The organism is Streptomyces acidicola, from assembly GCF_009377235.1.
Lineage (GTDB): Bacteria > Actinomycetota > Actinomycetes > Streptomycetales > Streptomycetaceae > Streptomyces > Streptomyces acidicola.
Genome location: NZ_VMNX01000065.1, coordinates 1 through 12,322 on the forward strand (window position 1 = coordinate 1; position 12,322 = coordinate 12,322).

General features: G+C 72.3%; 9 protein-coding genes. 4 read left to right on the forward strand and 5 right to left on the reverse strand.

The features are described 5' to 3' along the window. The first annotated feature begins 43 nt into the window (after positions 1 to 43). The 4 genes from FPZ41_RS18795 to FPZ41_RS18810 all read left to right on the forward strand — a co-directional run bounded on the left by FPZ41_RS18795 (position 44) and on the right by FPZ41_RS18810 (position 5,854). The gene (locus tag FPZ41_RS18795; RefSeq protein ID WP_152864146.1) at positions 44 to 1,570 is read left to right on the forward strand and encodes an ABC transporter substrate-binding protein; all 1,527 of its coding nucleotides are present in this window, start codon (positions 44 to 46) and stop codon (positions 1,568 to 1,570) included. Beyond that, complete coding sequence (locus FPZ41_RS18800) at positions 1,567 to 3,348, forward strand: ABC transporter permease subunit (protein ID WP_152864100.1); 1,782 nt, start codon at positions 1,567 to 1,569, stop codon at positions 3,346 to 3,348. The genes FPZ41_RS18795 and FPZ41_RS18800 overlap by 4 nt, the downstream gene beginning before the upstream one ends. Continuing rightward, positions 3,345 to 4,778, forward strand: a complete 1,434-nt coding sequence (locus FPZ41_RS48390; RefSeq protein ID WP_152864102.1) for an MDR family MFS transporter — start codon at positions 3,345 to 3,347, stop codon at positions 4,776 to 4,778. The genes FPZ41_RS18800 and FPZ41_RS48390 overlap by 4 nt, the downstream gene beginning before the upstream one ends. 611 nt (positions 4,779 to 5,389) lie before the next feature. Then, positions 5,390 to 5,854 carry an STAS domain-containing protein gene (locus tag FPZ41_RS18810; RefSeq protein ID WP_152864104.1) on the forward strand — a complete coding sequence of 155 codons (465 nt, stop codon included), beginning with the start codon at positions 5,390 to 5,392 and terminating at the stop codon, positions 5,852 to 5,854. Here FPZ41_RS18810 and FPZ41_RS18815 read toward each other — a convergent pair. The 5 genes from FPZ41_RS18815 to FPZ41_RS18835 form a co-directional block, all read right to left on the reverse strand. After that, positions 5,775 to 7,673: a DUF2264 domain-containing protein gene (locus FPZ41_RS18815; protein ID WP_152864106.1), complete on the reverse strand. Its 1,899-nt coding sequence runs from the start codon at positions 7,671 to 7,673 to the stop codon at positions 5,775 to 5,777. The two genes, FPZ41_RS18810 and FPZ41_RS18815, sit on opposite strands and share 80 nt — an antisense overlap. Next, positions 7,670 to 8,737 carry a LacI family DNA-binding transcriptional regulator gene (locus tag FPZ41_RS18820; RefSeq protein WP_228022823.1) on the reverse strand — a complete coding sequence of 356 codons (1,068 nt, stop codon included), beginning with the start codon at positions 8,735 to 8,737 and terminating at the stop codon, positions 7,670 to 7,672. The genes FPZ41_RS18815 and FPZ41_RS18820 overlap by 4 nt, the downstream gene beginning before the upstream one ends. 48 nt (positions 8,738 to 8,785) lie before the next feature. Next, positions 8,786 to 10,453, reverse strand: a complete 1,668-nt coding sequence (locus tag FPZ41_RS18825; RefSeq protein ID WP_152864110.1) for a type 2 periplasmic-binding domain-containing protein — start codon at positions 10,451 to 10,453, stop codon at positions 8,786 to 8,788. 62 nt (positions 10,454 to 10,515) lie between these two features. Next, positions 10,516 to 11,403: a carbohydrate ABC transporter permease gene (locus FPZ41_RS18830; RefSeq protein WP_322620413.1), complete on the reverse strand. Its 888-nt coding sequence runs from the start codon at positions 11,401 to 11,403 to the stop codon at positions 10,516 to 10,518. Beyond that, the gene (locus FPZ41_RS18835) at positions 11,400 to 12,254 is read right to left on the reverse strand and encodes an ABC transporter permease (protein WP_131569515.1); all 855 of its coding nucleotides are present in this window, start codon (positions 12,252 to 12,254) and stop codon (positions 11,400 to 11,402) included. Before FPZ41_RS18835 ends, FPZ41_RS18830 begins: the two co-directional genes overlap by 4 nt. Positions 12,255 to 12,322: the final 68 nt, after the last annotated feature.

Here is a 12,322-nt window from a genome sequence, read left to right on the forward strand (position 1 = left end):
ACCCCACACCAACCACCCCATGAGGAACGCCCCCATGAGGACCATGCGCCCCGTCCCCCGGCGCCGACTGCTCGCCGGCCTGCTGCTGACCCCCGTACTGACGACCGGCTGCTTCGCCTCCGGAGGCGAAGCAGCCGGAGAAGACGCCGCGGACGGCTCCCGCCTCCGCGTCGCCCTCGCCTTCCCGCCCGCCGAGAACCTCTCCCCGTACGGCGCCGACGCCACCCTCCTCAGCCGCCTCGGCGTCACCGAGGGCCTCACCGAACTGGACGCCAACGGTTCGGCGGCCCCCGCGCTCGCCCAGTCGTGGACCCGGGAGAACGACCGGACCTGGCTGTTCACGCTGCGCGAGGCGACCTTCCAGGACGGCACCGCCGTCACCCCGGCCGCCGTCGCCGCCGCCCTCACCCACGCGACCGAGGCAAAACCCGTACCTGCCGCGCTCGCCGGTGTCACCCTCAAGGCAGCCGAGGCCGACGGCAGTCGGGTGCGCGTCACCACCGGCGACGCCGACCCCGCCCTTCCCCTGCGCCTGTCGAGCCCGGGCCTCGCGATCCTCTCGCCCAAGGCGTACGGCAGCGGCGAAAGCGGGGGCGGTGGCGACAAGGGCAGGAGGCCCGACCCCACCGGCACCGCCACCGGCCCCTTCGAGCTCACCAAGCTCTCCGGCACCACCGCAGCCACCCTCGACCGGTACGACGACTACTGGGGCGGCCGCGCCCAGGCCTCCGGCATCGACGCCAGGTTCATATCCGACGGCACGGCCCGCACGAACGCCCTGCGCACCGGCCAGGCCGACATCGCCGAGGCCGTCCCCGTCTCCCAAGCGGCCGCACTGGACGAGGGCACCCGCCACGAGACGGCCACCACCCGCACCACCAGCCTCCTCCTCAACACGAAGAAAGGTCCCTTCAAGGACCCGGCGCTCCGGTCCGCCGCCCGTGGGGCCGTCGACACGTCGGTGTTCGCCAAGGACGTGTACGAGGGGTACGCCGACCCGGGCGCCGGAGTGTTCGGACCCGCCGTCACCTGGGCCGCCGACAAGCGCGTCAAGCCCGCCGGGCGCGCCGGAGCCGCCGAGCCGGACGGCACGTCGGTGACCGTGGCCACCTACAACAACCGGCCCGAACTGCCCGAGGTCGCCCAGGTGCTCGGGCAGCAGCTGGAGAAGGCCGGATTCAGGGTCGAGCTGGAGGTGCGCGAGTACTCGCGGCTCGAAAGCGACGCCCTGACAGGGAAGTTCGACGCGTTCGTCGCCGCCCGCAACACCCTCCTCGACACCGGTGACCCGGTGTCCGTCCTCGCCAGTGACTACACCTGCGACGGCGGCTACAACCTCGCACTGCTCTGCGACAAGGAGGTCGACGGGGCCGTAGCCGAGGCCGAGGGGCTGTCCGACAGCGCGAAGCGGCAGCAGGCGGTGATGGACGCCGAGGCCGCGATCATCGGCACGGACGCCGTGGTTCCCCTGGTCCACCAGCAGATCATCACCGGGGTCCGCACCTCCGTGCAGGGAGTGGTCTTCGACCCGTACGAGCGCACGCTCATCGACACGGGGACGCGACGCTGAGCCGGATACTCTGGCGGGCCCTGCTCGCCGCCTCCCTCCTGTGTGCCATCGGCCTGCTGCCGTGGCTGTCGCGCACCGACCCGGCGCTCACCGTCCTCAAGGCCCGCTCGGCGGAACGCACCCCGGATCCCGAGGTGCTGGCCGCCATACGGGAACAACTGGGCCTGGACGCGGGCCCGTCGCACCTTCTGTGGCAGTGGCTCGCCGGGCTGGCGCGCGGTGACGCCGGACGGTCGTGGATCTCCGGGGACGAGGTGGGCCCCGCGGTCCTCCAGACCCTCGGCGTCTCGCTCCTGCTGATGGCCGTCGCGCTCGTCGTCGCGGCGGCCACGGCGGCGGCGATCACCGCGCGCACCCTGTGGCTGGGCTCGCGCCGCCGCCTCGACGAGCGCGGGGGAGGCGGCGGCACCTCGGCGGTACTGGCCGCACTGCCCGAGTTCCTGACCGCGTCCGTGCTGGCCGCCGTGGTCGGGGTGCACCTCGGCTGGTTGCCCGCCCTCGGCTGGTACGGGCCGCGCTGGACGCTGCTTCCCGCCATCGCTCTCGGTCTGCCCGCGGGTGCGCTGCTCGGCCGGATGCTCGACGACATGCTGCCCGGCGCCTTCGCCGAGCCCTGGGCGCTGGCCGCCGCGGCACGGGGCGTACCCGGCCGGTCCGTCGCCCGGCAGGCGCTGCGCCGCTGTGTGCCCGGACTCCTGCCGAACACCGGTCTGTTCGTCGTCGGTCTCACCGGCGGCGCGGTCGCCGTGGAGCAGATCTTCGACATCCCCGGACTCGGCCGCACGACCCTCCAGGCCGCGATCGCCCAGGACCTGCCCGTCCTCCAGGCCGGGACGCTCGCCCTGGTCCTGCTGGCCGCCGGAGCCGGAGCCCTCGCCTGGCTCACCGCCCGCCTGCTCATCGGCCCGGCCCTGCGCGACGGTGCCCTCCTGTCCCTGCACCGGCCCACGCGGCCCGTCCCGAGGGCGACCCCACTGCTGTACGGGGCCGTCCTGCTCGGTGTCATCGCGGTCGGCCTGGCGCGCGACCCGCTCGCCCTGGACACCGGCGCCCGGCTCCAACCTCCCTCCTGGGTCCACCCGTTCGGTACCGACGCGCTCGGCCGCGACGTCCTCGCCCGCATCGGGCACGGTGCGTTCGGCACGCTCACCCTCGCGTCGGCGATCAGCGCCGCCGCGCTGCTCACCGGCGTCGTGCTCGGCCTTCTGCCGCGGCTGTCCGGTCCGCTCGTGGACACCGTCAACGCCGTACCGCCCGTCCTCGTGGCCCTGTTGACGGCGGCGGTCGCCGGAAGCGGCGCCGCGACCCCCGCCCTCGCGGTCGCCGCGGTCGCCTGGGCCCCGCTCGCCGCGCACACCACCGCCCTGCTGGAACAGGAGCGGGCCACCACACACGTGACGGCCACGAAGGGACTCGGCGCAGACCGGTGGTACCTGCTCCGCCACGAACTCCTGCCCGCCGTCCTCCCGCCGGTCACCCGGCACGCCCTGCTCCGCCTGCCCTCCGTGGCCCTCGCCCTCACGGCCCTCGGCTTCCTGGGCCTCGGCACCCAGCCGCCCGACCCCGAGTGGGGCCTCCTCCTCGCCGAGAACCAGCCGTACGTCGAACGCGCCCCCTGGGCGGTCCTCGCACCCGCGGCGGTCCTCGCCCTCCTCGGTGTCCTGGCGGTCGAGGTGGCACGTGGCGTACGACTGCCACGCCGGCGTGCCGTGACCGTACGACAACCGAAGCCCGCCACGGCCGTCTGCCCCGGCGCCGGCGCCAGGGAGTCCGGATGACCGAGCGAACGACACGGGCGACGGGGCGCGGCCTGCACACCTGGACCGGGCTCAGCCCTCTGCTGCGTCTGCTGATCCTCACCCAACTCGCCTTCAACATCGGCTTCTTCGCCGTGCTGCCCTTCCTGGCCGAGCACCTCGGCACCGCGATCGGCCTGGCGGGCTGGATGGTCGGCCTCGTCCTGGGGCTGCGCACCTTCAGCCAGCAGGGCCTGTTCGTGGTGGGCGGTGCGCTGGCCGACCGGTACGGCGTACGGCCCGTGGTCCTCGCGGGCTGTGTGCTGCGGATCGCCGGGTTCGTGTGGCTCGGGTACGCGGCACAGACCTGGGCGGTCATCGGCGCTGTCCTGCTGATCGGCTTCGCCGCGGCCCTCTTCTCCCCCGCCGTCGAGTCCGAGGTGGCCCGGCAGGCGGTGCTCTGGGAGCACTCCGGCGGCGGCTCCCGTACGAACGTGCTGGCCCTGTTCACGGTGGCGGGACAGGCCGGGGCCTTCGTCGGCCCGCTCCTCGGCGCGGCTCTGCTGGCGGTGGACTTCCGTGCGGTGTGCCTCGCGGGCGCCGGAGTCTTCGTCCTAGTCCTGGCCGGGCACTTCCGGCTTCTGCCGCAGCACATACCCGGTCGGGTGCGTGTGCGGGCTAGGGCGCTTCTGATGGATCTCCGTGGAGGAAGGAGCGGCGTCCGGTGCGTGCGATCGGCGTGCGGCGTGGAGGGTCATGTGGCGGAGCCACCTGTCCCTGCGCGCCGTGCGGCATGGGGGTCCCCCCGCTCGAGCGAAGCCGAGAGTGGGGGAGTGCGTGCCGGACGCCGCGACGCCGCGGAGATCCATCAGAAGCGCCCTGGGGGCGGCCTGCGCTCGCTCAGCCGCAACGGCCGCTTTCTGGCGCTGTGCTGCGCTTACGGCGCCTATCTGCTCGCGTACAACCAGCTGTATCTGATCCTCCCCGACGAGGTGGAGCGCACGTCGGGCTCGCAGGCGCCGCTGGCGTGGCTGTTCGCGCTGTCGTCGCTGCTCGTGGTGACCACCCAGTTGCCGGTCACCCGCTGGGCCGCGCACCGTCTCGACCTGCGCCGCTCGATGGGGGCGGGGCTGCTGCTGATCGCCGCCGGTTTCGGGGTGGTCGCTGCGGCGCGGCCCGCCGGGTGGACGGGGACCGTGGGCCTGCTGCCCGCCGCCGGCTTCGTCGTCCTGCTCACCCTCGGCCAGATGCTTGTCGCGCCCGCCGCCCGCGCCTGGGTGCCGGACCTGGCCGAGGAGGGACGCCTGGGGCTCTACACGGGCGCGATGTCGTCGGTCTCCGGGCTGATCGTCCTGGTGGGCAGCTCGGCCACGGGCTCGCTGCTCGACACCGAACTCCCGCCGGCCGTGCCCTGGCTCGTCCTCGCCGCGATCCCCGTCGTGTCCGTGGCACTCCTCCCTCGTCGCCGGTAATCCGCGCCGTTGTGGCTTGTGCGCCTGCGGTTTCGTCGTGGGTCGGGTGCGCGCCGGGAGGTCTCCGTCCTCGGTCCGGCGGGTCTGTGGGGTGTCGTATGTGCTCGGCGGCGGACGCCGGCCGCTGCGGGCGGACACCTCCCGGCACACCCCCTTACGTCCGTACGCGGCCGCGCGGCGCGTGGGGGCGGGCGTCGCCCACGTCGCCTGCGGTGCGGCGATGTGTACGGAACGCACCATGCGGTGCGGCGATGCGTACGGAACTCGCGGCGTGCTGCGATCCCGGGCGCGCCCGTGCTTTCAAGGGGCGCGGGGCTGTGCTGAATTTGCGGCTCCGCCGCGTGGGCGCGACCAGCCACGACGGACCCGCAGCCGCCCGCACACAGAACCCGGCAGACGAGACGCCCCCGGAGGCCATGAGCGGGGGTGTCAACTTCCGCTTGATCAGGGCGCCTTGAAGCAGCACCTACCTGTAAAAGTCAATACTTTGGCTCGAAGTTCACCTTGTCGAGTGAACTAGATCTTGCGGCCCGTGCGGCAGGGATGGTGCCGCCCCGGCCGGGGTAGCTACCGAGATCGAATGCGCCCTACCGTCCCGAGGTGGAGCCGAGATGCCGCCGGAAGACCATGACCGTGCCGCCGACCCGCCCGAGGACACGGCCGCGATGTCACGGCCCGTTCCGAGGAGTCCGTGTGCACACCCCCTGCCGGCGAACCCCTACGCCCACAGCCGGTGGACCGGGTCCTTCACCGTGGTGGAGGTCCTGGGCGAGATCGACATGGCGACCGCGGACTTCGTGGCCGAGCACCTCGACGCCGCCACCGCGCCGGCCGAACCGGATGTTCTGGTCGACCTGCGCGGGGTGACGTTCTTCGACTGCTCGGGCCTGCGGCTGCTGTGCCGGGCCGAGGCCAGGGCGAGGGAGCGCGGGGGCCGGCTGCGGATCGTCTCCGACCTGCCCCGTATGCGGCGGCTGCTGCGCGCCGCCGGGCTGCTCAATCGCTTTCCCCCACTGGCGGAACTTCCTCCTCCACGCCGTCTGGAAAGCGAATCACCACAGCCCCCTCCTCCGTGACCCGCGCGCTCGCTCCGCGCGCGCCCTCCGGATCGGCGCCCAGCATCACCAGGGTGACCAGTAGGTGCACCCCTCCGGGGTGAACGGGCAGCACGAGGTGAGGAGTCGCCGAGTGCACCCCGTACGCGTTGGCCTCCTGCGCGTGCGCGACCGCTCCGTGCGTCTCGGTGTCCCAGCCGTGCAGGGCGACGACGACGCTGGCGAGTCCGTCCGTGCGCCGCGCCCACGCCCATCCCGGCCCCGTCGCATCCTCGGGCGGCCGGGGGTCGTCGGCCAGTGCCCAACCGCCCTCACGCACGGCCACCCCGTACGGTCCCCCGACGCGATGCACCCGCACCTCGCACGGGCCGTGCACCACGCTGGTGGTCTCGATCCGGTGCTCCTCCCCCGCCAGTGACGCCGTGTGCCAGGAGGCCGCCCGGCGTCCGGTCACCCCGAGCGCGTGGATGCGCCCGCGCCGGGAGGCGGTTCCGTCGGGGGCGACCAGGGCGATGTGGTTGTCGATGGCCGGGCCCGCGGTGTCGGGGGCCGCCGCGCTCGCGTAGGCGAACCGTGTGTAGTGCGGGTTGTCCTCGGACTCGGCGGGCGGTGGCGGCAGCCGGTCGGTGCCATGGTTGACCAGCCGTACGATCCCGTCGGCGGCCGTTGAGTGCAGCAGCCAGCCCGGAGCGGGCAGCGGCAGGCAGGTGTCGTCGGTGTCGACCGGGGCCGGTTCCTCGGGGGCCGTCCACACGGGGTGGTCGGCGGGCAGCAGCAGACCGAGGAACGCCTTGCTCGCCCAGTACGGGGAGGCCGGGCCCGAGTACCGCTGGGTGACCGGGAGGAACGGCCGGTACCAGCCCAGGCTCAACAGGCCGTGTTCGTCCGGTACTCCGTGGTCGGCGAAGTGTTTGAGGGCGCCGGAGGCGAGGCGGCGGGTGCGGCCCGGAGGAAGGGGGGTCGCGTCCGCCAGAGCCCCCGCCCACAGCGGGGCCGTCGCCCCGAAGCGGTACGTGAGCGAGCGGCCCTGGTGGACGGGGGCGCCGTCGGAGCCGAAGAAGTGCTGGTGCGCGGCGAGGAACTCACGCAGTCGCGCACGGTGCCGGTCCACCAGGGCGGGGCTGGCGCGCGGTCCCGCGATGCGCGCCCACAGGGCCGGATACAGGTGCAGCGCCCAGGCGTTGTAGTAGTCGAACTTGCGTCCGTCGCCGTCGGTGTACCAGCCGCCGCCCCGGTACCAGTCCTCCAGCCGGGCGAGCCCGCCGTCGATCTCGGCTCGGCTGTGCGGGGCGCCCACCGAGGCCAGGAACTCCTCGGTGACGACCTGGAACAGCCGCCAGTTGGAGTCGTTGGCCCGCGCGCCGACGAAGCCGCCCAGCCACTCGGCGACACGTTCCCGGACGTGGTCGTCGAGGTGGTCCCACAGCCACCGCCGGGACTCGTGCAGGGCGATCGCGAGAGAGGCGGCCTCGACCATGGGCTGGCCGCGGTCCGTGATCGGCGGCCAGCGTTCCTCGCCGTACGGGTCCGTCCCGGCGGCGAGCCCGGCCGCGTACCGTTCGATCAGTTCCGGACCGACCCGCCCCTGGGAGCCGGCGATACGGAAGGCCGCCAGCAGGAAGGAGCGGGCGTAGCCCTCCAGTCCGTCGGACCAAGGGCCGGAGTAGCTTGCGCGGCCGGGCAGTCGGTACTGGGCGAACCCGGGTGAGGCGTACGGCAGGAGTCCTTCCAGGAGGCGGTCGGCCGTCGCCTCCCAGTGGGCGCGGGTCCAGCCGGTGACGGGTGAGCGGGCGGGGTCGAGGGGCGGCAGGCCGGTGAGCGACACGTGCGGCGCGGTCATACGGGGGTTGGTCCTCCGTCAGTCGGGGGTGGCTGGACGCTGTCGCGGACGACGATGTGGGTGCCGAGCAGGTGGTGGGTGCCCGCGGTGTGGTCGGGGTCGCGCAGAGCGATGCGGACGGCGGCGCGGCCGAGTTCCTCGGCGGGGGTGCGGACCGTGGTGAGCGGCGGGTTGAAGTCCTCGGCGAGCGGGATGTCGTTGTAGCCGACGACGGAGATGTCGTGCGGCACGCGCAGCCCCGCGTCGGCGATGGCCCGCAGGGCGCCGGCGGCCACCATGTCGTCCCCCGCGAAGACGGCGGTGAACTCCCTTGTATTTTTGAGGAGTTCGGACATGGCTCGGTGTCCTGCCGCTCGGCCGAGGCCGCAGTCGATGACGTGGGCGGCATCGGTCGGCAGGCCGTGTTCGGCGAGCGCGGCCCGGTAGCCGGCGACGCGGGCGTCGAGGGCCGTGTTGCCGGGCAGTCCGCCGAGGAAGACGATACGGCGGTGGCCCGCCGACAGCAGGTGACCGGTGATGGCGCGGGCGCCGGCCTCGTTGTCGAACTCCACGACGAGGGCGGGGATGCCGGGGTCGGGCGCGGGCCGTCCGCACAGCACGAGGCGGGCGCCGGAGGCGTCGAGGGCCTGCGCGTAGCGGGCGACGCGCTCGCGGTAGGCGTCGTCCTCGACGACCCCACCGACGAGGATCACCAGCCGGGCGCCCTCCTCCCGCATCAGCTGCACGAACTCCAGCTCGCGCCCGGGGTCGCCGCCGGTCGTGCCGACCAGGCAGAGCCAGCCGCGGGCGGCGGCCTCCGCCTCGACGCCCTCGGCGACCTGGGCGTAGAAGGGGCTGGTGACCTGGCGCAGGACGACGGCGACCATCTTGCGGCCGCCGCCGACCAGGGCGCGGGCGTGCGCGTTGGCGACGTAGTCGAGGTCGCGGGCCGCGCGCAGCACCCGGGTCCTCGTCGCGGGCGGGACCGGGTAGTTGCCGCTGAGCACCCGCGAGACGGTGGCCACGGACACGCCCGCCCGCTCGGCGACCTCGCGGATCGTGACCCGCCCCTTCGACGTCGTCATGTCGCTTCCCATCCCCCGCGTCTCCCTCCGGCCGTCCGTCGCCGCACGTCAGCTGTTGGCCGCGTGGTCCTCGGCGAATTCCTCGGCCATTCTGTCGCCGCCGCGGTCCCGCCACTTCTTCACGGCCGCGTCGTACTCCGAGAGCGGGACGCGGCCGGCGATGATGCCGGTCGCGGTGTCAGTCATCAGGGCGTCCAGGGTGGTGCCCTGTGCGGTGTAGGTGCGGGACTGCAGGCCGTAGCGGGCGTTGCGGATCGCGTGCGGGACGGTTTTCTGCTGCCAGGCGTGCAGGGCGCGTACGGCGTCGGGCATGCCCGGTACGAAGAGCACCTGCGGGCCCTCGGCGAGGTACTTCAGCGGGAGGTTGGTGTTGTTCTCGACCTTGCCCAGCTCGTTGGGTTCGGGCGAGCCGTCCTTGGCACGGGTGAAGTGGGTGCCCTCGACGCCGTAGTGGACGAGCTCCCACTCCTTCGAACCGAAGGGTGCGGCAAGGTAGTTGAGGATGCGCAGCAGCAGCTCGACGCGGTCCTTCTTCGCCTTCTTCACGATGGTGTAGCCGAAGGAGCGGCGGGCCGCGACGATGCCGCCCGGTTCGCCGCCGACGCCGTACGGCAGCGCCGCCGCCGGGGTGAGCAGTCCCTCGGAGTCGAGGAACTTGGGCAGATAGGCGCCGAACCCGTCCTGCATGGAGCCGACGGTCCCGTTCAGCCAGAGCGTGGCCAGGTCCGCCTGGGAGAGCGAGGTGGCGTCGGGGTGGTAGGAGCCGTCCTTGCGCAGCTGTGCCTGGTAGGCGACGGCGGCCTTGTAGCGCTCGTCGGTGAAGTTGGAGTGGAAGGTGCCCTCCTTGTCCACGGCCCAGCCCTGCGGGGCGTTGTGCGCGGCCGAGTGGTAGCCGTTGCCGAAAACGGATCCGGTGGCGGCGCCGAGGGCGTACTTCTTGCCGCCCGTGCCCTTCTTGGCGACGGCGGCGAAGTCCTCGGAGGTCCAGCCCTCCTTCATGCCCGCGTCGGTGAAGAAGCCCTGGTTGACCCAGAGGGTGGAGCCGGGCAGCGGACGTTCCAGCGGGATGCCGTAGATCCGGCCGCCGATGCGGCCCATGTCGCGCCAGGCATGGGTGGGGATGCCCGCCAGGTTCGGGTACGCCTTGACGGCGTCGCCGGACAGGAACGGGGTGAGGTCCTCGGCGCGGCGCTGGACGAACTGGGACTCCCGGGGCAGGACGAACCCGGAGAAGACGTTGATGATGTCGGGCAGATCGCCGGCGTCACCGGCCATCACGGTCCCCATCTTCTTCTGGTAGTCGGTCTGCGAGATGATCGCGTACTCGATCTTCACGCCGAGCGCCTTCTCGACCGCCGCCCAGAACTGGTTGGCCGACGCCGGCTTGGGCGGCACGCCGAAGGACACCGACATGACCCTGATCGTCGAGCCGTCGCCCGGCTTGTCGGGGACCGCCGTCACCAGGTCGGAGGGGTACGCGGTGTAGCCGGCCTGGACGCCCTCCTCGGTGGGCGCGAGGTCGGGCTTCGGGCCGGAGAAGGGGACGTAGGCGGGCCAAGGGGCCAGTTTCTTGCCCGCGTTGGAGACGTCGCCGTCGTCGGAGCCCGAGGAGCAGGCGGTGAGCGTGCCGGGGACGGCGAGTGCGGCTCCGCCGACGGCGATCGAGCGCAGCAGGGTGCGCCGGGACATAGAGGGCTTCGATGGCTGCGGGGACATGGGCAGGCGACCTTTCGTAGCACGGCTCTTGACGTCGCGTCAGCTGTACGGGTGGGTGCTGCTCAGCTCTTGATGGCTCCGGTGAGCACGCCCTTGGTGAAGTACTTCTGGAGGAAGGGGTAGACGAGCAGGATCGGCACGGTGGCGATCACGAGGACGGCCATCTGCACGGTCTGCGGGGCGTTGACGGTGGCCTCGCCGGTGGTGGTGTCGGTGATCCCGGAACCGGCCACCACATAGGTGCGCAGCACCTGTTGCAGCGGCCAGTTGTCGCTCTCCAGGTAGAGGGAGGCGTAGAACCAGGAGTTCCAGTACGCCACCGCGTAGAAGAGGCCGACGACGGCGAGGGCCGCCTTCGACAGGGGCAGGACCACCGACCACAGCACGCGCCAGTCCCCGGCGCCATCGAGCCGGGCCGCCTCGTACAGCTCTTCCGGGATGCCTTGGAAGAAGCCGCGCAGGACGACCAGGTTGAAGACGTTGACGAGGACGGGCAGCACCAGTGAGGTGTACGAGTCGAGCAGCCCTAGCTCCTTGACCAGCAGGAAGCTCGGGATCATGCCCGGTGGGAACAGGAACGTGAACAGGACGAGCAGCAGGACGGGTTTGCCGCCGAAGACGCCGGGGCGGGACAGGGCGTAGGCGAGGGTCACGGTGCAGGCGAGGCTGAGCAGGGTGCCGATGACGGTGACTCCCGCGCTGACACCGAGAGCCTGGGTGACGATGCCGCCGTCGAGGATGTCCTCGTACGCCTTGAGCGTGGGGTTCTGCGGCCACAGCACCCAGCCGCCGTTCGCGATCACCTCGCGCTGGGAGGCGAGCGAGGTGGACAGGATGACCAGGAATGGTACGCAGACCAGCAGGACGACCGCGGCGAGCGCGAGGATCTTGGCCGCCTGGGTGACGGGCTTCGGCTTCTCCATCCAGCCGGGCCGGGTGTGCGCGCTCACTTGTAGACCCCCTGTTCGCCGAGGCGGTGGGCGACCTTGTTGGCCGCGTAGACGAGCAGGGCGCCCACCACGCCCTTGAACAGGCCCGCGGCCGCGGCGAATCCGTAGTCGCCGCCGACGATGCCCTGGTAGTAGACGAAGGTGTCGATGATCTCGGCGGCCTCGGGGCCGACCGCGTCACGCTGGAGCAGCATCTGCTCGAAGCCGACGGAGAGGATGTCGCCGAGTCGCATGATCAGCAGCAGGACGATGACCGGGCGGATCGCGGGCAGGGTGACGTGCCAGAAGCGCCGCCAGGGTCCGGCGCCGTCGATGGCGGCGGCCTCGTACTGCTGCTCGTCGACCTGGGAGAGCGCGGCGAGGAAGATGATCGTGCCCCAGCCGGCGTCCTTCCAGATCACCTGGGCGACGACGAGCGGCTGGAAGGCGTCGGGGTTGCCGATGATGTCGACGGTGCTCAGGCCGGCGTCACCGAGGTAGCCGTTCACCAGGCCCGTGTCGCCGAGTACCTGCTGGAAGAGGGCGACGACGATCACCCATGAGATGAAGTGCGGCAGGTACGCCACCGACTGCACGAAACGGCGGACCGTGCTCCAGGTGAGCGTGTGCAGCAGCAGGGCGAGGGCGAGCGGGACCGGGAAGTAGAAGACGATCTGGAGGAGCGCGATCCATACGGTGTTGAGGGTCGCGTCCCAGAACGCGTCGTCCTCGAACATCCGCTGGAAGTTGCCGAGGCCGACCCAGGGGCTGCCCCAGATGCCGTCGAACGGCACGTAGTCCTTGAAGGCGATGAGGTTGCCGACGAGCGCGCCGTAGTGGAACACGAGGAAGTACGCGAGCCCGGGCAGCATGAGCAGGAACAGCGTCCGGCTCCTACGGCCGTGAAAACCTTTTCGCTTGGTACGAGCGCGGGTGGGGC

Excerpts from the sequence above, each read along its gene's own strand:
- FPZ41_RS18820 (WP_228022823.1), bottom strand. The coding sequence starts at position 8,737 with ATGACGACGTCGAAGGGGCGGGTCACGATCCGCGAGGTCGCCGAGCGG.
- FPZ41_RS48390 (WP_152864102.1), top strand. The coding sequence starts at position 3,345 with ATGACCGAGCGAACGACACGGGCGACGGGGCGCGGCCTGCACACCTGG.
- FPZ41_RS18825 (WP_152864110.1), bottom strand. The coding sequence starts at position 10,453 with ATGTCCCCGCAGCCATCGAAGCCCTCTATGTCCCGGCGCACCCTGCTG.
- FPZ41_RS18810 (WP_152864104.1), top strand. The coding sequence starts at position 5,390 with ATGCCGCCGGAAGACCATGACCGTGCCGCCGACCCGCCCGAGGACACG.
- FPZ41_RS18815 (WP_152864106.1), bottom strand. The coding sequence starts at position 7,673 with ATGACCGCGCCGCACGTGTCGCTCACCGGCCTGCCGCCCCTCGACCCC.
- FPZ41_RS18795 (WP_152864146.1), top strand. The coding sequence starts at position 44 with ATGCGCCCCGTCCCCCGGCGCCGACTGCTCGCCGGCCTGCTGCTGACC.
- FPZ41_RS18835 (WP_131569515.1), bottom strand. The coding sequence starts at position 12,254 with ATGCTGCCCGGGCTCGCGTACTTCCTCGTGTTCCACTACGGCGCGCTC.